Source organism: Streptomyces sp. NPDC049837, from assembly GCF_040674455.1.
GTDB lineage: Bacteria > Actinomycetota > Actinomycetes > Streptomycetales > Streptomycetaceae > Streptomyces.
This window is the reverse complement of sequence record NZ_JBFAMP010000005.1, coordinates 185,063-207,936: the sequence shown is the minus strand read 5'-3', so window position 1 is coordinate 207,936 and position 22,874 is coordinate 185,063. Positions and strand designations below refer to the sequence as shown.

At 72.5% G+C, this 22,874-nt stretch carries 21 protein-coding genes; 11 read left to right on the top strand and 10 right to left on the bottom strand.

What is annotated here, in order from left to right; all coding sequences use genetic code 11:
* Positions 1 to 151: 151 nt before the first annotated feature.
* The 4 genes from AB0J57_RS15805 to AB0J57_RS15790 all read left to right on the top strand — a co-directional run bounded on the left by AB0J57_RS15805 (position 152) and on the right by AB0J57_RS15790 (position 3,729).
* Positions 152 to 1,651, top strand: coding sequence for an NAD(P)/FAD-dependent oxidoreductase (locus tag AB0J57_RS15805; protein ID WP_366128710.1), 1,500 nt, complete (start codon positions 152 to 154; stop codon positions 1,649 to 1,651).
* Positions 1,648 to 2,544 (top strand): alpha/beta hydrolase, encoded by an 897-nt coding sequence (locus AB0J57_RS15800; protein ID WP_366128709.1) that lies wholly within the window; start codon positions 1,648 to 1,650, stop codon positions 2,542 to 2,544. Before AB0J57_RS15805 ends, AB0J57_RS15800 begins: the two co-directional genes overlap by 4 nt.
* A complete protein-coding gene (locus AB0J57_RS15795; protein ID WP_366128708.1) occupies positions 2,541 to 3,437 on the top strand; it encodes an SDR family oxidoreductase in 897 nt (298 codons plus the stop codon). Before AB0J57_RS15800 ends, AB0J57_RS15795 begins: the two co-directional genes overlap by 4 nt.
* A 97-nt stretch (positions 3,438 to 3,534) precedes the next feature.
* The gene (locus AB0J57_RS15790) at positions 3,535 to 3,729 is read left to right on the top strand and encodes a hypothetical protein (RefSeq protein ID WP_366128707.1); all 195 of its coding nucleotides are present in this window, start codon (positions 3,535 to 3,537) and stop codon (positions 3,727 to 3,729) included.
* Between the two features lie 356 nt (positions 3,730 to 4,085).
* Here the strand turns inward: AB0J57_RS15790 and AB0J57_RS15785 are convergent, their stop codons facing one another.
* Positions 4,086 to 7,388 carry a S41 family peptidase gene (locus AB0J57_RS15785; protein WP_366128706.1) on the bottom strand — a complete coding sequence of 1,101 codons (3,303 nt, stop codon included), beginning with the start codon at positions 7,386 to 7,388 and terminating at the stop codon, positions 4,086 to 4,088.
* A 171-nt stretch (positions 7,389 to 7,559) separates the two neighbouring features.
* Between AB0J57_RS15785 and AB0J57_RS15780 the strand changes: the two genes are divergently transcribed.
* Both AB0J57_RS15780 and AB0J57_RS15775 read left to right on the top strand, forming a co-directional pair.
* Positions 7,560 to 8,132, top strand: coding sequence for a TetR/AcrR family transcriptional regulator (locus AB0J57_RS15780; RefSeq protein WP_366128705.1), 573 nt, complete (start codon positions 7,560 to 7,562; stop codon positions 8,130 to 8,132).
* A gap of 128 nt (positions 8,133 to 8,260) precedes the next feature.
* Positions 8,261 to 10,447, top strand: a complete 2,187-nt coding sequence (locus tag AB0J57_RS15775; RefSeq protein ID WP_366128704.1) for an MMPL family transporter — start codon at positions 8,261 to 8,263, stop codon at positions 10,445 to 10,447.
* 125 nt (positions 10,448 to 10,572) lie between these two features.
* On the opposite strand, the gene AB0J57_RS15770 is transcribed toward AB0J57_RS15775, so the two are convergent.
* Positions 10,573 to 10,929, bottom strand: a complete 357-nt coding sequence (locus AB0J57_RS15770) for an SsgA family sporulation/cell division regulator (RefSeq protein WP_366128703.1) — start codon at positions 10,927 to 10,929, stop codon at positions 10,573 to 10,575.
* A gap of 160 nt (positions 10,930 to 11,089) precedes the next feature.
* Between AB0J57_RS15770 and AB0J57_RS15765 the strand changes: the two genes are divergently transcribed.
* Genes AB0J57_RS15765 through AB0J57_RS15750 form a run of 4 tightly spaced genes read left to right on the top strand, consistent with a single transcriptional unit; the run spans position 11,090 to position 14,907 of the window.
* On the top strand, positions 11,090 to 12,142 hold the full coding sequence (locus AB0J57_RS15765; protein WP_366128702.1) for an energy-coupling factor ABC transporter permease: 1,053 nt from the start codon (positions 11,090 to 11,092) through the stop codon (positions 12,140 to 12,142).
* A gap of 1 nt (position 12,143) precedes the next feature.
* The gene (gene cbiQ, locus AB0J57_RS15760) at positions 12,144 to 12,905 is read left to right on the top strand and encodes a cobalt ECF transporter T component CbiQ (protein WP_366128701.1); all 762 of its coding nucleotides are present in this window, start codon (positions 12,144 to 12,146) and stop codon (positions 12,903 to 12,905) included.
* Positions 12,902 to 13,675, top strand: coding sequence for an ABC transporter ATP-binding protein (locus tag AB0J57_RS15755; RefSeq protein ID WP_366128700.1), 774 nt, complete (start codon positions 12,902 to 12,904; stop codon positions 13,673 to 13,675). Before cbiQ ends, AB0J57_RS15755 begins: the two co-directional genes overlap by 4 nt.
* Before the next feature lie 47 nt (positions 13,676 to 13,722).
* Positions 13,723 to 14,907: a serine hydrolase domain-containing protein gene (locus AB0J57_RS15750; protein ID WP_366128699.1), complete on the top strand. Its 1,185-nt coding sequence runs from the start codon at positions 13,723 to 13,725 to the stop codon at positions 14,905 to 14,907.
* Here AB0J57_RS15750 and AB0J57_RS15745 read toward each other — a convergent pair.
* Positions 14,897 to 15,322, bottom strand: coding sequence for a hypothetical protein (locus tag AB0J57_RS15745; protein ID WP_366128698.1), 426 nt, complete (start codon positions 15,320 to 15,322; stop codon positions 14,897 to 14,899). The genes AB0J57_RS15750 and AB0J57_RS15745 overlap by 11 nt on opposite strands.
* A 98-nt stretch (positions 15,323 to 15,420) precedes the next feature.
* Between AB0J57_RS15745 and AB0J57_RS15740 the strand changes: the two genes are divergently transcribed.
* On the top strand, positions 15,421 to 16,185 hold the full coding sequence (locus tag AB0J57_RS15740; RefSeq protein ID WP_366128697.1) for a hypothetical protein: 765 nt from the start codon (positions 15,421 to 15,423) through the stop codon (positions 16,183 to 16,185).
* 7 nt (positions 16,186 to 16,192) lie between these two features.
* On the opposite strand, the gene AB0J57_RS15735 is transcribed toward AB0J57_RS15740, so the two are convergent.
* From AB0J57_RS15735 to AB0J57_RS15705, 7 genes are all read right to left on the bottom strand, one after another.
* Entirely contained in the window at positions 16,193 to 16,393 is a 201-nt protein-coding gene (locus AB0J57_RS15735) for a type II toxin-antitoxin system VapB family antitoxin (RefSeq protein WP_366128695.1), read from the bottom strand.
* Positions 16,394 to 16,458: 65 nt separating this feature from the next.
* A complete protein-coding gene (locus tag AB0J57_RS15730) occupies positions 16,459 to 17,310 on the bottom strand; it encodes an EamA family transporter (RefSeq protein ID WP_366128694.1) in 852 nt (283 codons plus the stop codon).
* Entirely contained in the window at positions 17,307 to 17,792 is a 486-nt protein-coding gene (locus AB0J57_RS15725) for a YbaK/EbsC family protein (RefSeq protein ID WP_366128693.1), read from the bottom strand. The genes AB0J57_RS15730 and AB0J57_RS15725 overlap by 4 nt, the downstream gene beginning before the upstream one ends.
* Before the next feature lie 42 nt (positions 17,793 to 17,834).
* Positions 17,835 to 19,472, bottom strand: coding sequence for a penicillin-binding transpeptidase domain-containing protein (locus AB0J57_RS15720; protein WP_366128692.1), 1,638 nt, complete (start codon positions 19,470 to 19,472; stop codon positions 17,835 to 17,837).
* 162 nt (positions 19,473 to 19,634) lie between these two features.
* Entirely contained in the window at positions 19,635 to 20,312 is a 678-nt protein-coding gene (locus tag AB0J57_RS15715; RefSeq protein ID WP_366128691.1) for a hypothetical protein, read from the bottom strand.
* A 35-nt stretch (positions 20,313 to 20,347) separates the two neighbouring features.
* The gene (locus AB0J57_RS15710; RefSeq protein ID WP_366128690.1) at positions 20,348 to 20,902 is read right to left on the bottom strand and encodes a hypothetical protein; all 555 of its coding nucleotides are present in this window, start codon (positions 20,900 to 20,902) and stop codon (positions 20,348 to 20,350) included.
* A gap of 182 nt (positions 20,903 to 21,084) precedes the next feature.
* Positions 21,085 to 22,818, bottom strand: a complete 1,734-nt coding sequence (locus tag AB0J57_RS15705; RefSeq protein WP_366128689.1) for a phospholipid carrier-dependent glycosyltransferase — start codon at positions 22,816 to 22,818, stop codon at positions 21,085 to 21,087.
* Between the last annotated feature and the right edge of the window lie 56 nt (positions 22,819 to 22,874).

Here is a 22,874-nt window from a genome sequence, read left to right as displayed (position 1 = left end):
TCGTCACGTCCGCAACCCTATGTCGTACCGCCGGTAACTTCCTTGGTTCGACCCCTACCGCTCGGTAAGGACCTGCTCTACTCTCCCAACAACCGTGCCAGTGATTGCTGGCAGAGTATTGCGGATTTCGGATTTCCGATGCGGAGGCGGCATGAGCCAGCACGAGCACGTACGAGTGGCGGTGATCGGATCCGGATTCGGCGGCCTCGGCGCCGCCGTCCGGCTGCGCCGCGAGGGGATCACCGACTTCGTCGTCCTGGAGCGGGCCGACTCCGTCGGCGGCACCTGGCGCGACAACAGCTACCCCGGCTGCGCCTGCGACGTACCGTCCCACCTCTACTCGTTCTCGTTCGCGCCCAACCCCGACTGGCCGCGCACCTTCTCCGGGCAGCGCCACATCCGCGCCTACCTGGAGCACGTCACCGACACCTTCCGGCTGCGCCCGCACCTCCGCCTGGGCCACGAGGTGCTGATGATGCGCTGGGACAACGACGAGCTGCGCTGGGAGATCGAGACCTCGCGGGGCACGCTCACCGCCGACGTCGTCGTCTCCGCGACCGGCCCGCTGTCCGACCCCAAGATCCCGGACATCCCGGGGCTCGCCGCCTTCGAGGAGGCCGGCGGCAAGGTCTTCCACTCCGCCCGCTGGGACCACGACTACGACCTGGCCGGCAAGCGCGTCGCGATGATCGGCACCGGCGCATCCGCCATCCAGATCGTGCCGGCGATCCAGCCGGAGGCCGGGAAGGTGACGCTGTTCCAGCGCACCCCGCCGTGGGTCATGCCCCGCATGGACCGTGCCATCAGCGGCGTCGAGCGCTGGCTGCACCGGCAACTGCCGTTCACCGGGACCGCGCGGCGCGGACTGCTCTGGGGCATCCGGGAGTTGCAGGTCAGCGCGTTCACCAAGCGGCCGAACGAGCTGCGGCTGGTCGAGTCGATCGCCAAGGCCAACATGGCCAGGGCCATCAAGGACCCCGCGCTGCGGGCCAAGCTGACCCCCTCGTACCGCATCGGCTGCAAGCGCATCCTGCTGTCCAGCGAGTACTACCCGGCCATCGCGCGGCCCAACGTGGACGTCGTCGCCTCCGGGCTGGTGGAGGTACGCGGCCGGGCCGCCGTCGCCGCCGACGGGACCGAGGCCGAGGTCGACGCGATCATCTTCGGAACCGGCTTCCACGTCACCGACATGCCGATCGCCGACCGGGTGGTGGGCGCCGACGGGATCACGCTCGCCGAGGCGTGGAAGGACGGCATGGAGTCGCTGCGCGGCGCGACCGCCGCGGGCTTCCCCAACTGGATGACCATCATCGGGCCGAACACCGGCCTGGGGAACTCCTCCATGATCCTCATGATCGAGTCCCAGCTCAACTACATGGCCGACTACCTGCGGCAGTTGAACCTGCTCGGCGAGCGTGCCGCGCTCGCCGCCCGGCCGTCGGCGGTGGCCGCGTGGAACCGGCGCGTACAGGCCCGGATGGAGCGGACCGTGTGGAAGGCCGGCGGCTGCGATAGCTGGTACCTGGACGCCAACGGGCGCAACACCACGCTCTGGCCCGGCACGACGTCCGAATTCCGGCGCGCGACGCGGACGGTGGACCTGTCGGAGTACGAGGTCGTGCGGGCACGCAAGGCGGAGGCCGTCCGATGAAGGCCGTCTCCCGCGTCTCCGCCGTCTCCACCGTCTCCGCCGACGGATCGTCGCTGCACGTCGAGGTGTACGGGCCCGAGGGCGCCCCGGCGGTGGTCCTGGCCCACGGCTGGACCTGCTCGACCGAGTTCTGGGCCGCCCAGGTGCGGGACCTGTCCGCCGACCACCGGGTGATCGTCTACGACCAGCGCGGTCACGGGCGTACGCCCGCCGTGGGGCCGTCCGGATACACGACCGACGCGCTCGCCGACGACCTGGAGGCCGTGCTCGCCGCCACGCTGGGACCGGGCGAGAAGGCCGTGCTCGCCGGGCACTCCATGGGCGGTATGACGCTCATGGCGGCGGCCGGGCGGCCGGGGCTGCGTGAGCACGCTGCGGCGGTCCTGCTGTGCAGCACGGGCCCCTCGCGGCTGGTCGCCGAGTCGCTGGTGCTGCCGATGCGGGCCGGGCGGCTGCGGACCCGGCTGACGCGTGCCGTCCTGGGCGCCCGGGCGCCCCTCGGGCCGGTCACCCCCGTGTCGAAGGCCATCCTCAAGTACGCCACGATGGGCCCCGGTTCGGCGCCCGAACGGGTCGCGGAGTGCGCCCGGATCGTGCACGCCTGCCCGCGCCGGGTGCGGGTGGCGTGGTCGCACGTGCTCGCGGAGCTGGACCTGGAGGCGGGCGTACGGGAGTTGACGGTGCCGACGGCGGTGCTGGCCGGCACGGCCGACCGGCTCACGCCGCCCGTACACGCCCGGGCGCTGGCCGCCGCCCTGCCCGACTGTGTGGGCCTGGAGGAACTGGCGGGCGTCGGGCACATGACGCCGGTCGAGGCGCCGGAGGCCGTGACCGCCCGGATACGCGCCCTGGTGACGACGTACGTCCGTACCGAACAGGAGGAAGTCGCATGAGCAGGGTGAGCCTGGAGGGACAGGTCGCGGTCGTCACGGGCGGCGCGCGGGGCGTCGGCGAACTGCTGGCGCGCAAGCTGTCCGCGCGGGGCGCGAAGGTCGCGCTGCTGGGCCTGGAGCCGGAGCTGCTCAAGGAGGTGTCCGGCCGGCTGCACACCGAGAGCGACTGGTGGCACGTCGACGTCACCGACCACGAGGCCATGGCCCAGGTCGCGGGTGAGGTGAAGGAGCGCTTCGGCAAGGTCGACATCGTCGTCGCCAACGCGGGCGTCGCGGCGGGGGGTCCGTTCGTGGACTCCGACCCCGACGCGTGGCGGCGGGTCATCGAGGTGAACCTGATCGGCGGCGCGGTGACGGGCCGGGCGTTCCTGCCGGTGCTCATGGAGAGCCGGGGCTACTTCCTCCAGATCGCCTCCCTCGCGGCGATCACACCGGCGCCGATGATGACCGCGTACTGCGCGTCCAAGTCGGGCGTGGAGGCCTTCGCGCACAGCCTGCGCGCGGAGGTCGCCCACAAGGGCGTACGGGTCGGCGTCGGCTACCTGTCGTGGACCGACACCGACATGGTGCGCGGCGCCGACGAGGACGACGTGATGCGGGAGTTGCGACAGCGGCTGCCGTGGCCGTCGAACCGTACGTACCCGCTCGGCCCGGCGGTCGACCGGATCGTCGCCGGGATCGAGCGGCGCTCGGCGCACGTGTACGCCCAGTGGTGGCTGCGCGGCATGCAGTCCGTGCGCGGCTACCTGCCGGGGCTCATCGCGACGGTCGGACAGCGCGAGATGCGGCGCTTCGAGCCCCGGCTGTCGGGCGTGCGCAAGGGCCTGGTCGGCGCGGGTGGCGCGGCGGACGAGCAGGCGCGTACGGAGCGTGACCGCCCGGTGACTACTTGATCGAAATGCGCGGTATGTCGGGGCGTGCCAGGCTGGTCGAGGCCGGGGGCCGATGACGGTCCTCGGAGTCCCCCACACCCTTTCAGGAGAAACCTCGATGGGTATCGCAGACCAGTTCAACGACAAGGCGCAGGAGATGAAGGACCAGGCCAAGCGCCGGGCCCAGGACGCGAAGCGCGAGGCGCAGGAGCGGAAGGGCCAGCCGAAGGGCCGCCAGTCGCGTGACGAGCGGCGGCAGGGCCTGCAGGACGAGCAGATGCGCGGCCGCCCCGACGAGCGCTACGACGTCTGACGCCGCGCGGCGGTAGGCAGGGCGCACCCGGGACGCCGGGTGCGCCCTTGCGTTTTCGTGCGGGGCTGCGCGCCGCGCCCTGGGCGCGGGTGCCCCTTCCCGAAACCGGGGGCTCCGCCCCCGGGCCCTGACGGGGTAGTTGCGGGTGGGGGGCCGGCGCCCCCACACCCCCCGGGCGCGGCAGCTTCGCGCCGCCGGGGCTGCGCCCGCAGCCCCGGCGCGTGCAGGTTACGTGCTGTGGGGGCGCCCCTTGGCCCCCAGTGCGTGGAGGTTCGCGCGGCCGGGGGGCTCGGCCCCGGCGCCCGCCTGTAACGACCGCACCGGGCCGCGCCTGCCCGTGTCCCGGCCGGCGTGGGTCAGGAATTGGGCCTCGGGGGGAGTTTGGGGCGGGTGAGGGATGGGACCTGGGAGTAGTCGGGCGGGCGGGCGGCGGGGTGGGTGGAGAGGAGGTCCAGCGCGACCTCCACCGCGTCCGCGAGTTGCCGGTGGCGGCCCTCCGCCCAGTCCAGCGGGGTGCGGAGGATCTCGATGTCGGGGGCTACCCCGTGGTTCTCGACGGACCAGCCGTACTCGTCGAACCACGCCGCGTTCATCGGCACCGTGATCACCGTGCCGTCGCCCAGCCGGTGGCGGCCCGTCATGCCGACGACGCCGCCCCAGGTGCGCTGGCCGACGACGGGGCCGAGGCCCAGCAGCTTGAAGGCGGCCGTGATCATGTCGCCGTCCGACGCGGTGGCCTCGTCGGCGAGGGCGACGACCGGGCCGCGCGGGGCGTTGGAGGCGTACGAGACGGGCTGGGCGTTGCGCGTGAGGTCCCAGCCCAGGATCTTGCGGGTGAGCTTCTCGACGACGAGCTCGCTGATGTGCCCGCCCGCGTTGCCCCGGACGTCCACGATCAGGGCGGGCCGGGCCATCTCCATCCGCAGGTCCCGGTTGAACTGCGCCCAGCCCGAGCCGCCCATGTCCGGGATGTGCAGGTACCCGCACATGCCGCCGCTCAGCTCCCGCACGACCTCGCGGCGCTTGGCGACCCAGTCCTGGTACCGCAGCGGCCGCTCGTCGACCAGCGGGACGACGGCCACGCGCCGCGCGGGGCCCTCGCCCCCGTCGGAACCCCCGTCGGGGCGGAACGTCAGCTCCACCGTCGTACCGCCCGCCCCGGCCAGCAGCGGGTACGGCCCCGCCACCGGGTCCACCGGGCGGCCGTCCACGTGGGTGAGGACCGCCCCCTCGCGGATGCCCGTACCGGCCAGCGGTGAGCGCGCCTTGGAGTCGGACGACTCGCCCGGCAGGATCCGCTTCACCGCCCAGTGGCCGTCCCGGGGGACGAAGTTCGCGCCCAGCAGTCCCTGGGCGCGCTGGTAGTGCGGCGGGCCCTCGTTGCGGCGCGCGGGCGTGACGTACGCGTGCGACGTGCCCAGCTCGCCCAGCACCTCCCGCAGCAGGTCGGCGAACTCGTCGGGCGAGGCGACCCGTTCGACCAGCGGGCGGTACTGGTCGAGAACGGAGTCCCAGTCGATGCCGCTCATGCCCGGGTCCCAGAAGTACGCCCGGATGATCCGTCCGGCCTCGTCGTACGCCTGGCGCCACTCCGCGCCGGGGTCCACCTCGTGCAGGATCCGGCGCGAGTCGACGTACACGGTGGAGTCACTGTCGCCGGGCTCGTTCGCCGGGACGGCCCGCAGGTCGCCCTCGTCGACCACGACGAGCCGACTGCCGTCGCCGCTGACCGCGTACCAGTCCAGGTGGTCGACCAGCTCGGTCTTACGGGCCTTCGCGAGGTTGAAGTGTTCGAGGGTGGGCCGCCCGGAGGTGTCGGCCGGGTTGACGAACGTCTCGCCCAGCGCGCCCGAGATGGGCCACCGCAGCCACACCAGGCCGCCGCCGCTCACCGGGTGCAGGGAGGAGTACTTGGAGGCCGCGACGGGGAAGGGCGTCACCCGGTTCTCCACGCCCTCGAACTCGACGACCACCGTCCCGTCGCCCTCCGTCGCCTCCTCCGCGAGGTCGAGCCCGCCCGCCGCGGGCCGCCCCTCCGGCGACAGGGCGAACGGGGAGGGCGTGGTGGAGGCCAGCGGCACCAGGTAGGGGCGGCAGCCGAGCGGGAAGGACAGGTCCCCGGTGTGCACGTCGTACACCGGGTCGAAGCCCCGCCAGGACAGGAAGGCGAGGTAGCGGCCGTCCCGCGTGAAGACGGGGCTCTCGTCCTCGAAGCGGCCGTTGGTGACGTCCACGATCGTCCGGTCCGCGATCCGGGCGATCTTGATCTGGCGCAGCGACCGGCCGATCCCCGGGTGGGACCAGGTCAGCCAGGCGCCGTCGGGGGAGAACGCCATGTCCCGGACGGGCCCGTTGATCGAGCGGGTCAGCTCGGTCAGTCCGCCGTCCGGTTCGCTGCCCGGCTCGCCGCCCGCCTCCTCGGACTCCGCCGAGACGTCCAGCAGCAGCAGGCGCCCGTCGTTCGACGAGATCGCCAGCCGTTCGCCGTCCGGGTCGGCCACCATCTCCGTCACGTGCCCCAGCTCGCCCGCCGCGAGCCGCCTCGGCTCCCGGTCGCCGCTGGCCCGCGGCAGGTGGGCCACCTCGATGGCCTCCTCGCCCTCGGCGTCGGTGACGTACGCGATCCGCCCGCTGCTTCCGAGCATCACCGGCAGCCGCACCCGTACGCCCGGGGTGTCGGCGATCGTCCGGGCGGGGCCGTCCCGGTGGGTGAGCCAGTACAGGCTGCCGCGTACGGAGACGGCGCTGGCCCGGCCGGTCTCGTCCACCGACACGGCGTCCACGTTGTTCGCCGCGGGCACCTGGTAGGTGCGCCGCCCGGCGCGCGGCCCGCCGAGCCGCACCGCCAGCCTGCGCGGCTCGGAGTCGGGGGTCAGGGCGTCCACGATCCACAGGTCGCCCGCGCACTGGTAGACCACGCGGCGCCCGTCGGAGGAGGCGTGCCGGGCGTAGAAGGCGTCGTGGTCGGTGTGGCGCCGGAGGTCGGTGCCGTCCGGGAGGCAGGAGTACAGGTTGCCGACGCCCTCGTGGTCGGAGAGGAACGCGATCCTGCCGTCCACGAACATCGCGCAGTCCAGGTGGCCCTCCAGGTCCGGCAGCAGCCGCTCCCCGTGCAGCCACAGCCGCCCGGTCGCCCCGCCCCGGTACCGCTTCCAGGCGGCCGGCTCGTGCGGCGGCTTGCCGGTCAGCAGCAGGGTGAGGTGGCGCCCCTCGATGTCCGCGACCGCGATGTCGGCGACCGGCCCCCACGGCAGCCGGCCGCCGGGCGAGCCGTCGACCGGGACCTTGTAGGCCCAGGAGAAGTGCGAGAACGGCTGGCCGTGCGAGGCGACGGCCAGGATCTCCCCGTCGGGCGTCCACCCGCACACGCGCGTGTCGACCGACCCCCAGTACGTCAGCCGGCGCGCGGGCCCGCCGTCGACCGGTGCGAGGTGGATCTCCGGGTCCAGGCTGCGCCAGTTCGTGTACGCGATGTGCCGCCCGTCCGGCGAGAAGCGCGGGTGCCCGACCCGCGTCCGGTCGACCGTCACCCGCCAGGCCCGGCCGGGCGGTTCGCCGTCCGCGACCAGGGGCGCGACCCACAGGTCGTCCTCGGCCACGAAGCACAGCAGGTCGTCGTGGAGATGGGGATAGCGGAGGTATGCGCCGTCGCTGCTCACACAGCCATGCTTTCCGCGCTCGGGGGGCCCGGCAACCCGATCACGTGATCCAGCCCACGTACGAAACGGTTTCGTTTCGCTGTGCGCCTGCCGTACTCTCGTATGCGTACGAAACCGTTTCGTCTCGATGGTCGACAGTCGATATCGACAGTCGATGGGAGTAGGAGAGGCATGGCACGCGGCAGGCTCACCCCGGAACGCGAGGCCGAGCTGTACGAAGCCGTGCTCGACCTGCTCCGCGAGGTCGGTTACGACGCCCTCACCATGGACGCCGTCGCCGCCCGCACCCACTCCAGCAAGGCCACCCTCTACCGCCAGTGGGGGAGCAAGCCCGAGTTGGTCGCCCACGCCCTGCGGCACAACAAGCCGGTGAACATCGCCGAGATCGACACCGGCTCGCTGCGCGGCGACTTCCACGAGATGCTCGCGCGTTCCGACGACTGCCAGATGGAGAAGGACTCCGCGCTGATGCGGGGCCTCGCCCATGCCGTCCACGACAACCCCGACCTGCTCCAGGCGCTGCGCGACCTGCTCATCGAACCCGAGATGACCGGGCTCGGCGAGGTGCTGGGCCGCGCTGTGCGGCGCGGCGAGGTCGCCGTGGACAACCCGGCGCTGGGACTCGTTCCGCACATGCTCATCGGCGCCTTCGTCGCCCGCCCCCTCGTCGAGGACCGGCCGGTCGACCAGGCGTTCCTCACCGCGTACGTCGACGCCGTGGTCCTCCCCGCCCTGGGCGTCTGAAACCCGAATCGCACCACCCCCCACGCACCACCCCCCACGCACCACCGCACCACCTGACACGTACCGCTCACGCTGTCGGGCCGGCTCCCCATGTCCTGTTGTCCCATCCATCACCGGGAGACGCCCCCGTGGCAACGTTCCTCTACCGACTCGGCCGGTCAGCCTTCCGGCGCCGCCATCTCGTGGCCCTCATATGGGTCGCGCTGCTGGCGCTCGCCGGCGTCGGCGCCGCCTCCGCGCCCGCCGCGACCTCCAGCTCCTTCTCCATACCGGGTACGGAGGCCCAGAAGGCCTTCGACCTGCTCGAAGAGCGCTTCCCGGCCGCCGGTGCCGACGGCGCCACCGCCCGGGTGGTCTTCAAGGCCCCCGAAGGCCGGAAGATGACCGACCCGGCCCACAAGGCCGAGGTCCGCAAGGCGGTCGGTGAGCTGAAGAGCGGCTCCGACCAGGTCGTGAACGTCACCGACCCGTACACCGTCCAGGCGGTCTCCCGGGACGGCACCACCGCCTACGTGCAGGTGTCCTACAAGGTCAGCGGCATGGAGCTGACCGACGCGACGCGCGAGGCGCTGAAGGAGACCGGCGAGGAGGCGCGCAAGAGCGGGCTCACCGTGGAGATCGGCGGCGACGCGCTCCAGACCGTCCCGGAGAGCGGGGCGAGCGAGATCATCGGCGTGATCGTCGCGGGGATCGTCCTCGTGATCACCTTCGGCTCCCTGGTGGCGGCCGGGCTGCCGCTGCTCACCGCGATCATCGGCGTCGGCATCGGCGTCTCGACGATCACGGCGCTGGCGTCCGTCCTCGATCTCGGCTCCACCACCTCCACCCTCGCGATGATGATCGGCCTCGCCGTGGGCATCGACTACGCGCTGTTCATCGTCTCCCGCTACCGCGCCGAGCTGGCCGAGGGCCGCGAGCCGGAGGAGGCGGCCGGACGGGCCGTCGGCACGGCCGGTTCCGCCGTCGTGTTCGCCGGGCTCACCGTGGTCATCGCCCTGGTCGGCCTCGCCGTCGTCAACATCCCGATGCTGACGAAGATGGGCTTCGCGGCGGCCGGCACCGTCCTGATCGCCGTCCTCATCGCCCTCACCCTCATCCCGGCGCTGCTCGGCTACGCGGGCAAGCGCGTGGTCGGCCGCAAGGCCCGCAAGGCCCGCAAGGCGGCCGAGTCCGTGCCGACGGGCGACGAGAAGCCCAACATGGGCACCCGCTGGGCGCGCTTCGTGCTGCGCCGCCCGGTCGCCGTGCTGCTCGTCGGCGTCATCGGCCTCGGCGCCGTCGCCGTACCGGCCGCGTCGCTGGAGATGGGCCTGCCCGACGACGGAGCCCAGCCCACCTCCACCACCCAGCGCCGCGCCTACGACCTGCTCTCGGACGGTTTCGGGCCCGGCTCCAACGGCCCGCTGATGGTCGTCGTCGACGGCGACAAGGCCGCGGCGGACCGTACCGTCACCGGCATCAAGGGCCTCGACGGGGTCGCGGCCGTCACCCCGGCCACGGCCAACAAGGCCGGCGACACCTCGATCATCACCGTCGTACCGAAGGACCGCCCCTCCTCCGTCGAGACGGAGAACCTGGTCCACTCGATCCGGGACACCACAGGTGACGACGTGCTGGTCACCGGCGCGACCGCGATGAACATCGACTTCTCGCAGAAGATGAACGACGCGCTGCTGCCCTACCTGGCACTCGTCGTCGGCCTCGCCTTCCTGCTGCTGATGGTCGTCTTCCGGTCGGTGCTGGTGCCGCTGAAGGCCGCGCTCGGCTTCCTGCTCTCGGTGGTCGCCGCCCTCGGGGCGGTCGTGGCCGTCTTCCAGTGGGGCTGGCTCGGCTCGCTCTTCGGCGTCGAGCAGACCGGCCCGATCATGAGCATGATGCCGATCTTCATGGTGGGCGTCGTCTTCGGCCTGGCCATGGACTACGAGGTCTTCCTCGTCACCCGGATGCGTGAGGCGTACGTCCACGGGGAGCGGCCCGGCGAGGCGATCGTGACCGGCTTCCGGCACGGGGCGCGGGTCGTCACGGCCGCCGCCGTGATCATGATCGCGGTCTTCGCGGGCTTCATCGGCTCCAGCGAGCAGATGGTGAAGATGATCGGCTTCGGCCTCGCGGTCGCCGTCTTCTTCGACGCGTTCGTGGTGCGGATGGCGATCGTGCCGGCTGTGCTCGCGCTGCTGGGCCGCAAGGCCTGGTGGCTGCCGCGTTGGCTGGACCGCGCCCTGCCGAACGTGGACGTCGAGGGCGAGGGCCTGCGCAAGGAACTGGCCGCCGACGCGTCACCGGAGGGCGGCGAGCGGGAGCTCGTACGCGTCTGACACGAACCCCGGGGCGGCCGCTTGAGCGGAGCCGCCGCCCCGGCCGGGCCGGCGACGGCCCACGCGCCCGGGACCGCGGTGGGGACGGCGGCCCGGGCGCCCGCGCGTCCCCCCCGGCGCGGCCGTCACCCGGTGACGGTCGACGTGGTCGTGGCGTACGTACGCCGGAGGAAGCGCAGCAGGGCCGAGGAGTCGAACTGCACCACGGCCACCCCCTCGGGGGCGTGGAACTCGACGATCGTCTGGACGCGGCCGCACGGCCAGACGCCGAAGTCACCGTCCCGGGCGGGGGCGCGCAGGCCGGTTTCCAGCAGGGAGCGCGGGAAGCTCCAGTCGGTGCCGCCGGGGAAGCACAGCCGTACGACGGGTTCGGGATCGACCGGTTCGTAGCGGAGCGCGACGGGGACGGGACGGGAGAGCGGGCCGTCGGTCACGATCAGGGCCTTGGTGTGGACTACGACACCTTCCTCAGCGGGGTACATCGGCCGACTCCTCACACTCGCCTCATTTGTCTCTAATGTCCCACCATTCCGCGGGGTATGCCCGCCCCCCTTTTCGTGATGTGGACGCTCTTGCAAGTCGTTCGCAAGAGGACCCATCATCGAACCCGTTCTTATCCGCCTGTCCGAAAGCGGTCCCCGCATGCATGTCCCCGACGGATTCATCAACGCGCCGGTCTCCGCGGCCGCCGGTCTCGCCGCCGCCGGCGCCGTCGCGGTCAGCCTGCGCGGGGCGCGGCGGGAACTGGACGACCGGACCGCGCCGCTCGCCGGTCTCGTCGCCGCGTTCATCTTCGCCGTGCAGATGCTGAACTTCCCGGTCGCGGCCGGGACCAGCGGGCACCTGCTCGGCGGGGCGCTGGCCGCGATCCTCGTCGGACCCCATACGGGTGTGCTGTGCATCTCGGTCGTCCTGCTGATGCAGGGCGTCCTGTTCGCGGACGGCGGCCTCACCGCGCTCGGCGTCAACATCACCGTCATGGGCGCGGTCACCGTCCTCGTGGCGTACGGGCTGTTCCGCGGCCTGGTCAAGGTCCTGCCGCGCAGCCGCCGCTCGGTGACCGTCGCGTCCTTCGTCGCCTCGCTGGTGTCGGTACCGGCCGCGGCCGCCGCGTTCACCGCCATCTACGCCATCGGCGGCACCACCGACGTACCCCTCTCCAAGGTCCTCACCGCCATGGTCGGCGTCCACGTCCTGATCGGCATCGGCGAGGCGGTGATCACCACCGCGACGGTCGGCGCCGTCATCGCCGTACGCCCGGACCTGGTGTACGGGGCCCGTGGCCTGGCCGCGCCGCTGAAGCTCCGGGTGGGCGGCGAGCTGGTCGACGCGACCCCGGCGCCCGCGCCGGTGGAACCGGTGGCCGCCCGCTCCACCAAGAAGGTGTGGATCACCGGCCTGGCCACCGCCCTCGTCCTGGCCGGATTCGTCTCCTTCTACGCCTCCGCCAGCCCCGACGGCCTGGAGAAGGTCGCCGCCGACCAGGGCATCGACAAGAAGGCCGAGGAGCACGCCGCCGCCGACTCGCCGCTCGCCGACTACGGCGTCAGCGGCCTCACAGACGCCCGCCTGTCCGGGGGGCTGGCGGGCACCATCGGCGTCGGCGGGACCGTCCTGGTCGGCACGGGGGTCTTCTGGGCGGTACGCCGCCGCCGTGCCGGGGCCCCGGCCCCCGCCGAGCGGGAAACCGTCTGACGTGGGCGCAGGCCACGCCCACAAGCTCTACCGGCACGGGCGCTCGCCCGTGCACCGGCTGCCGCCGCACTGCAAGCTGGCCGCCGTCTTCTGCTTCGTCGTGGTCGTCGTCTCCACGCCCCGCGAGGCCGTCTGGGCGTTCGCCGCGTACGCCGTGCTGCTCGGCGCGGTCGCGGCGGCCGCCCGGGTGCCGCCGGGGTTCGTACTGCGGCGCCTGGTGATCGAGGTGCCCTTCGTGGCGTTCGCGTTCCTCATGCCGTTCGTCGTGCCCGGCGAGCAGACGACGCTGCTCGGCGCCTCCGTCTCCGTACCGGGCCTGTGGGACGCCTGGAACGTGCTGGCCAAGGGCACCCTGGGCGTCGCCGCCTCCGTGCTGCTCGCCGCCACCACCGAGCTGCGCGCGCTGCTGCTCGGCCTGCAACGGCTGAGACTGCCGCCCCTCCTGGTCCAGATCGCCTCGTTCATGATCCGGTACGGCGACGTCATCACCGACGAGATGCGGCGCATGTCCGTCGCCCGGCGCTCACGCGGCTTCGAGGCGAGGGGCGTACGGCACTGGGGCGTGCTCGCGAAGTCGGCGGGCGCGCTCTTCATCCGCTCCTACGAGCGCGGCGAACGCGTCCACCTGGCGATGGTGAGCCGCGGCTACGCCGGTTCGATGCCGGTCATCGACGAGGTGACGGCCTCCCGGGCGCAGTGGTCGTCGGCCGCCGCCCTGCCGCTCACCGCCCTCGTCATCTGTCTGCTGGGATGGACGCCATGAGTCTCAGTTTCGTGCCGTCGCTCGACGTCCGGGGCCTCGCGTACGCCTACCCCGACGGCCACCAGGCGCTGTTCGGCGTCGACCTGACCGTCGAGCGCGGCGAGCGGGTCGCGCTGCTCGGCCCCAACGGCGCCGGCAAGACCACCCTCGTGCTCCACCTCAACGGAATCCTCGCCGGTGGCGTGGGGACGGTGACCGTCGCCGGGCTGCCCGTCGAGAAGGCCAACCTCGCGGAGATCCGCCGCAAGGTCGGCATCGTCTTCCAGGACCCCGACGACCAGCTCTTCATGCCGACCGTCCGCGAGGACGTGGCCTTCGGCCCGGCGGCGGCCGGGCTGCGCGGTGCCGAGCTGGAGGCGGTCGTGGTGAAGGCCCTGTCCAGGGTCGGGATGGCGGAGTACGCCGACCGGCCCCCGCACCACCTGTCGTTCGGCCAGCGGCGGCGCGTCGCGGTGGCGACCGTCCTCGCGATGGAGCCCGAGATCCTCGTCCTGGACGAGCCGTCGTCCAACCTGGACCCAGCCTCCAGGCGCGAACTCGCCGACATCCTCCGGTCGTTGGACGTGACCGTCCTGATGGTCACCCACGACCTTCCCTACGCCCTCGAACTGTGCCCGCGCTCGGTGGTGCTGAGCGAGGGCGTGATCGCGGCGGACGGCCCGACCGGTGATCTGCTCGCCGACGAGGACCTGATGCGCAAGCACCGCCTGGAGCTGCCCTTCGGCTTCGACCCGACCGCAAGGCCGACCCGGAAGCCGGCGCCCTACTAGCGCGTTGCACCATGGGGTGAACGATCGCGGGAGAGGAGCGTGGGAGCGTGAACGTCCAGGACATCCAGGGCCTCCAGGACATCCAGGGCACGGTGCAGGCGGGCTTCGAGCCGGTCAGGGACGCGTTCCTGCGCAACTTCCAGCAGCGCGGCGAGCGGGGCGCGGCGGTCGCCGTCTACCGGGACGGCCGCAAGGTCGTCGACCTGTGGGCCGGGGTGAGGGACGCCGACGGCGCCGCCCCGTGGGCCGTGGACACCGCCCAGGTGGTCCGCTCGGCCACGAAGGGGGTCGCCGCCGCCGTACCGCTGCTGCTGCACCAGCGCGGGCAGCTCGACCTGGACGCGCCGGTCGGCACGTACTGGCCGGAGTTCAAGGCGGCGGGCAAGGAGCGGGCGCTGGTGCGCCACCTGCTGTCGCACCAGGCGGGCGTCCCGGTCCTGGACCGGCCCCTGACGCCGGCGGAGGCCGCCGACGTCTCCGTCGCGGCGGACGCCATCGCCGCCCAGGCACCCGCGTGGGAGCCGGGCACCGACCACGGCTACCACGCCCAGACGTACGGCTTCCTGCTGAGCGCCCTCGTCCAGCGGGTCACCGGCCGCTCCATAGGCCGCTGGGTCGCCGAGGAGATAGCCCGCCCGCTCGGCCTCGACCTGTGGATCGGCCTCCCGGCGGACGAGGCGCACCGGGTCGGCCGCGTCGGGCCCATCGAGGAGCCGGCGGCCGGCGGCGCGCTCAAGCTCCGCCCCAAGCGCTCGGTCGCCGACGCCTACGCCGACCCGTCCTCGCTCACCCGCCGCGCCTTCGGCGCCATCAGCCCGGCCCCGGACGAGAACGACCCGGCGTACCGCGCCGCCGAACTCCCCGCGTCGGCGGGCGTCTCCACCGCCCGGGCCCTGGCCCGCTTCTACGCGGCGACGCTCGGACCCGTTGACGGCCACCGCCTGTTCGCGCCGGCGACCCTGGCGATGGCCCGCACCGAGGAGTCGGCCGGCCCGGACCAAGTGCTCGTGGTCTCCACCCGCTTCGGCCTCGGCTACATGCTGCACGGACCGGCGTCCCCGCTGCTCGGCCCCGGCTCCTTCGGCCACCCGGGGCGCGGTGGCTCGCTCGGCTTCGCCGACCCGGAATCGGGCATCGCGCTCGGCTACGTCACCAACGGCATGCGCAAGGGCGTCACGGCGGACCCCAGGGCCCAGGCGCTGGTGCGGGCGGTCAAGTCGGTCATCGCGTAGGCGTCTGCTGGCCGGTCAGCAGACCGAGCAGGTGGTCCATCTCGCCCCGCCAGATGCGGTGCACGTTCATCCGGGTCGGCTGCGTCTGCCCGGGCAGCAGCACGCGGAACGAGCTCCATATGGTGTTGCGCCGCACGTCGCCGATCATCGCGCCCACCTGGGCGGGCGGCAGGGCGAACGCGATCTCCTGGGGGCGGTTGCTCATCCGGCTCGCCTTGTGGATGACGACGCTCTGCTCGGTCAGGGTGATGAAGTAGTACGTCAGGAACGCCTGCCCGATGATTCCCAGCATGCTCATCAGCCACACGCTGGGCCCGGCGATGGCCTGAATGGTCACGATCGGCCGGTCGGTCGGATTGGCCTGCGCGAGGGCCTCCGCCACCTGCCGCTGAATGGTCGCCTTCTTGATGGCCATGGGCCCTCCCCGGGATGCGGAATGTACGCCCCCACTTTCGGGGGCACCGCAGAATACCCAGACGTGACGGCCGCACGAACGCCCGTACGATGTCGCGCATGTTCAGCCTGTCCGTCGACACCACGTCCGAGAGCTACGCCACGGGCCAGTCCTTCGGCGCGCTGCTCGTCACCGCCGGTGCCATGGCCCTGGTCTGGCGCCTGACGGCCGCGTGGCGTCGCGCGGAGAGCACTGAGGCGTCCGGGGTGTCCGGGGCGTCCCGGGCGGGGCGCCGGCGGAACGTCGTCCTCGGCGTGCTGGCGCTGATCGCGGCGGGCGGGTTCGCCAAGGCGATCACCGTGTACGACCCGGAGCCGCGCGCCGCCGAGACCGGCCGTCGCACGGTCGACGACGGCACACCGGCATGGGCCGCCGAGGACCGGCCCGCCCCGCCCCGCACGGTGGCCGCGCCCGCGAAGGTAGGCGACTACCGGCTCATGGAGGTCGCGGACCCGGAGCCCGCCAAGTCGGGCAAGCGGTGGTTCTACGGCAAGGACCGGGGCGGGGTCGCCGACGTCGTCCTGTACGCCAACACCGTCGGCTGGGACCCGGGACTCGCCGAGGAGAAACGCCGCAAGTCCATCACCCAGGAGTTCCGTGACTTCTTCGCCGGGGCGAAGGCCCTGCAGCCCTCCGCCTTCGAACCCGGCCCTCTCGGCGGCCGCCTGAGCTGCGCCCACCTGGACCGCCACGGCACCGAACCGGCCCTGTGCGCCTGGAGCGACGCCACCACGTTCGGCGCCGTCCTCGTGCGCGAACCCACGAGCCTCACCGCCGCCGCCGACACGGCCCGCGCCTTCCGCGCGGCGGCGGTACGTCCCTGACGGGACGTCAGCCCTGTGGCTCCTGCGGCCGGACGTCGACCTCCCGCAGCGCCTGGTCCTTCAGCTCGGTACGGGCCTCGGTGCGGTGACCGCGCGCGATGTAGTCCCGTACGACGAGCTCTACGGCGTCCTGCGGCGACCCCACGCCGGCCAGGACCATGACCTCCACCACCAGTTCGGCGTCCAGACTGATGTCGACCTTGGCCACCACGGCCCCCCTTCGTCACGCGTCGTCCCCGGACCCTAGCGGTTCGGGCACCGGCACGGGCGCGCTCAGCCCACGTGCAGCATCAGGCCGATGCCCACCACCATGACGCCCGCCGCCGCGATTCTGGGGGCGCCGAAGCGTTCCTTGAAGAAGAGGGCGCCGATGGCCGCGCCGACGATGATGGAGGATTCGCGGAGGGCGGCGACCGGGGCGAGGGGGGCGCGGGTCTGGGCCCAGAGGACCAGGGCGTAGGCGGAGATGGAGAGCGCCGCGCCCAGGAGGCCCCGGGCGGCGTGGGGGCGGAGCTGGGCGGCCAGGGCGGTGCGGCGGCGGTGGAGGGTGTACGCCGGGATCGCGAGGCCCTGGATGAGCATCAGCCAGGCGATGTAGCCGAGCGGGGTGCCCGAGGCGCGGACGCCGACCCCGTCGACGACCGTGTAGGCGGCGATGGCCAGGCCCGTGGCGAGGGCGGCGACGATCGCCGGCCAGTGCGGGCGGTGCTTGCCGCCCCGGATGCCCCACAGAGCGAGGCCCACCAGGCCCGCGGAGGCGACCGCGACGCCGGTGAGCTGCCGGCCGTCGGGCAGCTCGTCGACGAAGGCGGCCGCCAGGACGGTGACGACGAGCGGTGCCGTGCCCCGCGCGATCGGGTACGTCTGGCCGAAGTCGCCGAGCGTGAACGACCGCATCAGCAGGGCCATGTAGCCGACGTGCAGGGCGGCGGACAGCAGCAGGTACGGCCAGGCGGCCGCCGCCGGCAGCGGGACGAAGCAGGCCGCCACCGCGCCGATCAGCGCACCGCCGCCGGATATGAGCGTGAAGGACAGCAGTTGGTCCTTGATGTGGTGGGCGATCGCGTTCCACCCGGCGTGCGTCACCGCGGCCAGCAGCACGGCCGCCGCGACCAGTGGCGTCACGCCGTCCGCTCGCGTACGTCGGCCAGGGTGCCGCCCGCGTGGGCGATCAGCGTCTTGGGGTCGAGCGGGAACACCGTGTGCGGCGTCCCGGCCGCCGCCCACACCACGTCGTGGTCGAGCAGCCCCCGGTCGGCCAGCACCCGGGTCGCCGTCACATGCCCGAAGGGCGGTACGCCGCCGATCGCGTACCCCGTCGTCCGCCGGACCAGGTCCGCGTCCGCCCGCGTCACGGCGGCGGCGCCCAGCTCGCGCCGTACCAGCTCCACGTCGACCCGCGACGAGCCGTCCATCAGGACCAGGACCGGCACCCCGTCGGCCGCGAAGACCAGCGACTTGACGATCTCGGAAGGGTCGCAGCCGATCGCGGCGGCGGCCTGGGCGGCGGTGCGGGTGGCGTCGGGGAAGCGGCGGACCTCGACGTCGTGCAGGCCGAGCGCGCGGAGGGCCTCGGCGAAACGCGGGTGGGCAAGTGAAGCGCTCATGGCCCGCACGCTAGCGGTAGCTGTACGGGCCACGCGAGCGGGTTACCGGGCGTTGAGCACGGCCGCGACGAGCGGGCCCGCCGCGTCCCCGCCGTGGCCGCCGGACTGGACGACCGCCGCGGCGGCCAGGTCGTCGGCGAAGCCGGCGAACCAGCTATTGGACGTGGACTGCCCGCCGACCTCGGCCGACCCGGTCTTCGCGCCCTTGTCGCCGCCGACCCCCGCCATGGCCGCCGCGCCCGTCCCGCTGGTCGCCGTTGCCCGCATCATGTCGCGCAACTGCCGGGCGGCCGAGCCCTCCAGGGGCCGCGCGGCGGTGGCGATCTGCCGGTGGTCCAGGTCCCGGGCCACGATGACCGGCTGCTTGAAGGAACCGTTCTTCGCGGTCGCGGTGATGGACGCGACGTTGAGGACGTTCATCTGGATGGTGCCCTGACCGATGTACTGGGCCGCCGCCTCGCCGCCGCGCTCCTCGGGCACGGAGCCGTCCCAGGTGCGTACCCCCGTCTGCCACTCCAGGCCGATGCCGAAGACGTCGCGGGCCTCCTTGCCGAGCGCCGCGTCGTCACCGACGTCGTCGATCAGCTTGATGAAGGCGGTGTTGCAGGACCGCTTGAAGCTCTCGTTGAACGTGGCGCCGCCCGGCAGGGCGAAGTGGTCCAGGTTGTGGAACGTACGGCCCTGGTACAAGACGTTCTTGGGGCACTCGGCCGGGCGGTCCTTGCCGGCCAGGCCCTTCTCCAGCAGCAGCGCCGCCGTCACGATCTTCATCGTCGAGCCGGGCGCCTGCTTGCCCTCGAACGCCGCGTTGAACGCGTCCTTGCGGTTGTTGGCCACCGCCCGTATCTCGCCCGTGGACGGCTTGATGGCCACCACCGACGACTCCCCGTACTGCTTCACCGCGCGCTCGGCCGCCGCCTGGACGTCCGCGTCCAGCGTCGTCTCCAGTCGGCCCGGCTTGCCCTGGGTGAGCGTCAGCAGCGTCTGGTCGGGCGCGCTGTCGGTGTCCGAGTCGATCCACGTCTCGATACCGGGCGTGCCGCCGGCGTCGGCGCCGTACTTCTGGCGCAGCTCGTCCAGGACGGGCTTCAGGGACGGGTACTTCTCCGGCGTCAGCTCCACGCCGTTGCGGTCCACCGCCTTGACCGGCGGGTGCGACGCCTGGCCCGTACGCAGCGTCGTCCGGTCGGTGAGCTTGGGGTGGATCACCGACGGCTCCCAGTCGACCAGCGGCTTGCCGGTGGTGAGGCCGCGGACGACGGTCAGCTCGGAGGCGTACGTCAGGCGCTTGGACTTCCCTTCGTACGTCACCGTCGCGTCGACCGTGAACGGCACCTTCGGGCCCACCGGCGCGCCCGGGGTGATGACCGCCTTCGAGACGTGCGCGACGTCCCGGAAGTTCTGCACGGCCGGTCCGGCGGTGTCGGCGTGGTTGGTCAGCTCACCGGCCGCCGCCGCGTCGCCCGCCGCCCACGCGGCGAGGAAGTCCTTCGCGGTCTGCTCGACCTCCTCCGCGGTGACCGGCCCGCTGCCGGCCTTCCGCGGGGCGGCTGCCGACGTCGTCGTCCCCGTCGCACCGCCCGTGATGCCGTTCCACAGGTTGTACGCCCCGTACCCCACACCACTGGCCACGACGGTGAACACCCCGCCGACGACGGCGACCTTCACTCCACTGCGCATCGTGCAGTCCCCCTCCCCAGGAGCCCCCTTGAACGCGTTCAAGCGCGTAACTGGAGCCACCCTACGGGACAGGAGTGACACCGCGGCCGACTGTTACCCGACCGGAACGTCAGGGCCCCGGACACCCCTGCCGGTGTCCGGGGCCCGCGCGTGCCTACCGGCTCAGCGCGTGGTGCTGAGCGCGAAGACGTCGTCCGCGCTGTTCAGCCGCTGACCCGGCGGGGCCGCCTGGGCCGTCTTCCCCGCCTGGGCCGGAGCCGCGCTCTTGGTGCCCTTGGTCAGCTCGTGCGCCGCCTCCGGGTCCCGGGGCGTCTGGAGGGCGCCGTCCTTGGCGGCGACCACGCACGCGGCGGTGGCCGCGCAACTGTAGACGGGGCCGTCGGCCCCCTCGTACCAGGACGTGAGGTAGAAGACGTACTTCCCCTTGGGGAGGCTGTCGGTGATGTCCTTCAGGTTGTGTCCCGGGTCGCGGGTGAACTCGACGACCGCGCCGGTCACTCCGGGCTTGCTGGACTTCTCGACCTTGATCTCGACGTTCGAGGTCCGGTTCGCGGGCTTGCCCGGGTCGGTGTAGTCCTTGCCCTCCTTGGCGCCCGTGATGGTGCCGAGGACCACCAGGTCCGAGCGGCCCGCGAGATCCGGGACGCTCGCCGGCGGGTTGGCCTCCGAGGCCGCCGCACCGGCGTGCGCGCTCCAGAAGTCGCCGGATGCCTTCGTGGCGTTGGACGTGCCCTGCTCCCCGTCGGCCTTCGGCGTGCCGGACGAGCACGCCGCCGTGGCCAGCAGGACCGCGAGGGTGGCGGCGCCTGCGGCCGCCCGCGTGATGTGTGTGCGCTTCATCGGTCGCTCACTCTCCTCTGCTCTCCCGGTCCTGCTCAGTAACGGCCGTTGATGTGGTTCTTGTCGTGCTTGGCGTAGTAGTTGTGGTCGGGATTGCCCCGCATGCAGGAACGATTCGGCGAGGTGTAGTCGCTGTTCTTCCCGCTGGCGTGGCCCAGGCCGACGCTGTGGCCGATCTCATGGCACGACAGCGACTTGTAGTTGGAGTGCGGCAACCTGTGGTTGAACACGATGGTGTGCTGGTCGCACTTGGAGGAGCTGCCGCTCACCCTCTTGACGCACGTGGTCCACGCGTACCAGTTCTTCTGGTCACCCGTGGGGTTCCACGTGGCGTACGCCCACACGTCGACCTTGTTGTTGTAGCGGCTTTCCAGGCTCGTCGTCATGTCCGTCGGCGCCAGCGAGTTCTTGCGCGCCCAGTCCATGCCCTTGTGCTGCCCCGACGACAGATCGTCGTCGAAGAAGAAGCTGTGCGCCTTGTTGTCCGCGAACGTCGGCCCGAAGGAGTTGGCCGAAGCCGGCTGAGCGACGAGTATCAGCGAACCGGCGGCGGCACCGAGCGCCGCGAGCACACGTGTGCTCCGTCTCATGGTCTTTTCCCCGTTCCCCGTTGGTCCTGTCCCACGGGGGAAACGGCGATCCCTCACGGACCCCCACGGGCGGCACGCGCGCCACATGTGCACACACGGCCACGCACGCCGCCCAAGGCCCGTTCCCCCCGGCTGTAAAACACACTACACAGCACAACTGACAACGGGGCAGCGGGATTTGCCTACACCCAGGTGTCCAGCCACATCCGGTCGCGCCAGTCGCCCATCGGGATCGACTCGCCCGTGTAGAGGGGCCAGAAGTAGATGAAGTTCCACACGATGAGCAGCACCAGTACGCCCACGCCGACCGCGCCGATGGTGCGTCGTCGTTCGGCCACCGCGTCCGTGCCCGGTGGGCCCAGCATCGCGCCGGCCATCATCGCGACCGCCAGGCACAGGAACGGCACGAACACCACCGCGTAGAAGAGGAAGATGGTGCGCTCCTGGTAGAAGAACCACGGCACCCACCCGGCCGCGACCGCGCACGCGATCGCGCCCGCCCGCCAGTCGCGCCGGAAGAACCAGCGCCACAGGACGTACAGGAGCGCGAAGCACGCCGCCCACCACAGCAGGGGCGTACCGATCGCCAGCACCTCGCGCGCGCACTTCTCCCTGACGTCCGCCGGGCAGCCGTCGCGGCCGGCCGCCGGGTCCTCGTAGAAGTACGAGACGGGCCGGCCCAGCACGATCCAGCTCCACGGGTTCGACTGGTACGTGTGACCCGACGTCAGGTTGACGTGGAAGCTGTAGACCTCGGACTCGTAGTGCCACAGGCTGCGCCACCAGTCGGGGAACAGCCACGACCACGAACTGCCCTTGCCCTCCGTGGCCGCCCAGTTCCGGAAGTAGCCCTTGTCCGTGAAGATCCAGCCCGACCACGACGCGATGTACGTGGCGATCGCCACCGGCACCGTCGAGACGAACGCGGGCAGCAGGTCGCGCCGCAGCACGCTCGCGTACGGGCGGAAGGCGCCGGCCGTGCGGCGCGCGCCCACGTCCCACAGCACCGTCATCACCCCGAACGCGGCCAGGATGTACAGGCCGTTCCACTTCGTGGCCGCCGCCAGGCCCAGCATCAGCCCGGCCGCGATCCGCCACGGCCGCCACCCCAGGCGCAGCGTTTCCGCGACGTCCGCGTCGGGCCGCAGTACCCCGTCCTCGCCCACCGGCAGTGCCGCCGCGAGCCGCCGCCGCGACCGGTCCCGGTCGATCAGCAGGCACCCGAACGCCGCCAGGACGAAGAACATCAGCACCTGGTCGAGCAGTGCCGTGCGGCTCATCACGAAGTGCAGCCCGTCCACGGCCAGCAGCGCGCCCGCCAGGCACCCCAGGAACGTCGACCGGAACAGCCGGCGCCCGATCCGGCACAGCATCAGCACCGACAGCGTGCCCAGCACCGCCACCATGAAGCGCCAGCCGAACGGGGTGAACCCGAAGAGCTGTTCCCCCAGCCCGATGACCCACTTGCCGACCGGCGGGTGCACCACGTAACCGGGGTCCGTCGGGACGGCGACCGCGTCGGGGTTCTTCAGGATCGACGCGTCGACGTCCTTCGGCCACGCCCCCTCGTACCCCTGGTTGATCAGCGCCCAGGCGTCCTTGGCGTAGTACGTCTCGTCGAATATCACCGCGTGCGGCTGTCCCAGGTTCCAGAACCGCAGCAGCCCCGCCACCAGCGCCACCAGCAGCGGCCCGCCCCACGCCGCCAGCCGCCACAGCCGCTCGGCCACCGCGGGCGGCGCGCCGAGCACCGTCCAGACCCGGTCCGAGGGGCGGGCGTACGGGGGCACCAACCGCTCGCGCAGGCCCGTCACCGGCCGCGGCGCATAGCCGAAACGGCGCAGGCGCTGCTGCCACGAGGGCGGCTCTTTCCCGGCGTCCTGCCCGTGCAGGGCCTTATGAGCAGTACTGGTCACCGCGCCATCGTAGGGAACGCGCCTGTGCGAGTCGCCCGTCCGGGCTGCGAGGATGG

Excerpts from the sequence above, each read along its gene's own strand:
- AB0J57_RS15805 (WP_366128710.1), top strand. The coding sequence starts at position 152 with ATGAGCCAGCACGAGCACGTACGAGTGGCGGTGATCGGATCCGGATTC.
- AB0J57_RS15755 (WP_366128700.1), top strand. The coding sequence starts at position 12,902 with ATGAGTCTCAGTTTCGTGCCGTCGCTCGACGTCCGGGGCCTCGCGTAC.
- AB0J57_RS15770 (WP_366128703.1), bottom strand. The coding sequence starts at position 10,929 with ATGTACCCCGCTGAGGAAGGTGTCGTAGTCCACACCAAGGCCCTGATC.
- AB0J57_RS15745 (WP_366128698.1), bottom strand. The coding sequence starts at position 15,322 with ATGGCCATCAAGAAGGCGACCATTCAGCGGCAGGTGGCGGAGGCCCTC.
- AB0J57_RS15710 (WP_366128690.1), bottom strand. The coding sequence starts at position 20,902 with ATGAGACGGAGCACACGTGTGCTCGCGGCGCTCGGTGCCGCCGCCGGT.
- AB0J57_RS15725 (WP_366128693.1), bottom strand. The coding sequence starts at position 17,792 with ATGAGCGCTTCACTTGCCCACCCGCGTTTCGCCGAGGCCCTCCGCGCG.
- AB0J57_RS15740 (WP_366128697.1), top strand. The coding sequence starts at position 15,421 with ATGTTCAGCCTGTCCGTCGACACCACGTCCGAGAGCTACGCCACGGGC.
- AB0J57_RS15800 (WP_366128709.1), top strand. The coding sequence starts at position 1,648 with ATGAAGGCCGTCTCCCGCGTCTCCGCCGTCTCCACCGTCTCCGCCGAC.
- AB0J57_RS15790 (WP_366128707.1), top strand. The coding sequence starts at position 3,535 with ATGGGTATCGCAGACCAGTTCAACGACAAGGCGCAGGAGATGAAGGAC.
- AB0J57_RS15720 (WP_366128692.1), bottom strand. The coding sequence starts at position 19,472 with ATGCGCAGTGGAGTGAAGGTCGCCGTCGTCGGCGGGGTGTTCACCGTC.
- AB0J57_RS15780 (WP_366128705.1), top strand. The coding sequence starts at position 7,560 with ATGGCACGCGGCAGGCTCACCCCGGAACGCGAGGCCGAGCTGTACGAA.
- AB0J57_RS15765 (WP_366128702.1), top strand. The coding sequence starts at position 11,090 with ATGCATGTCCCCGACGGATTCATCAACGCGCCGGTCTCCGCGGCCGCC.
- AB0J57_RS15795 (WP_366128708.1), top strand. The coding sequence starts at position 2,541 with ATGAGCAGGGTGAGCCTGGAGGGACAGGTCGCGGTCGTCACGGGCGGC.
- AB0J57_RS15715 (WP_366128691.1), bottom strand. The coding sequence starts at position 20,312 with ATGAAGCGCACACACATCACGCGGGCGGCCGCAGGCGCCGCCACCCTC.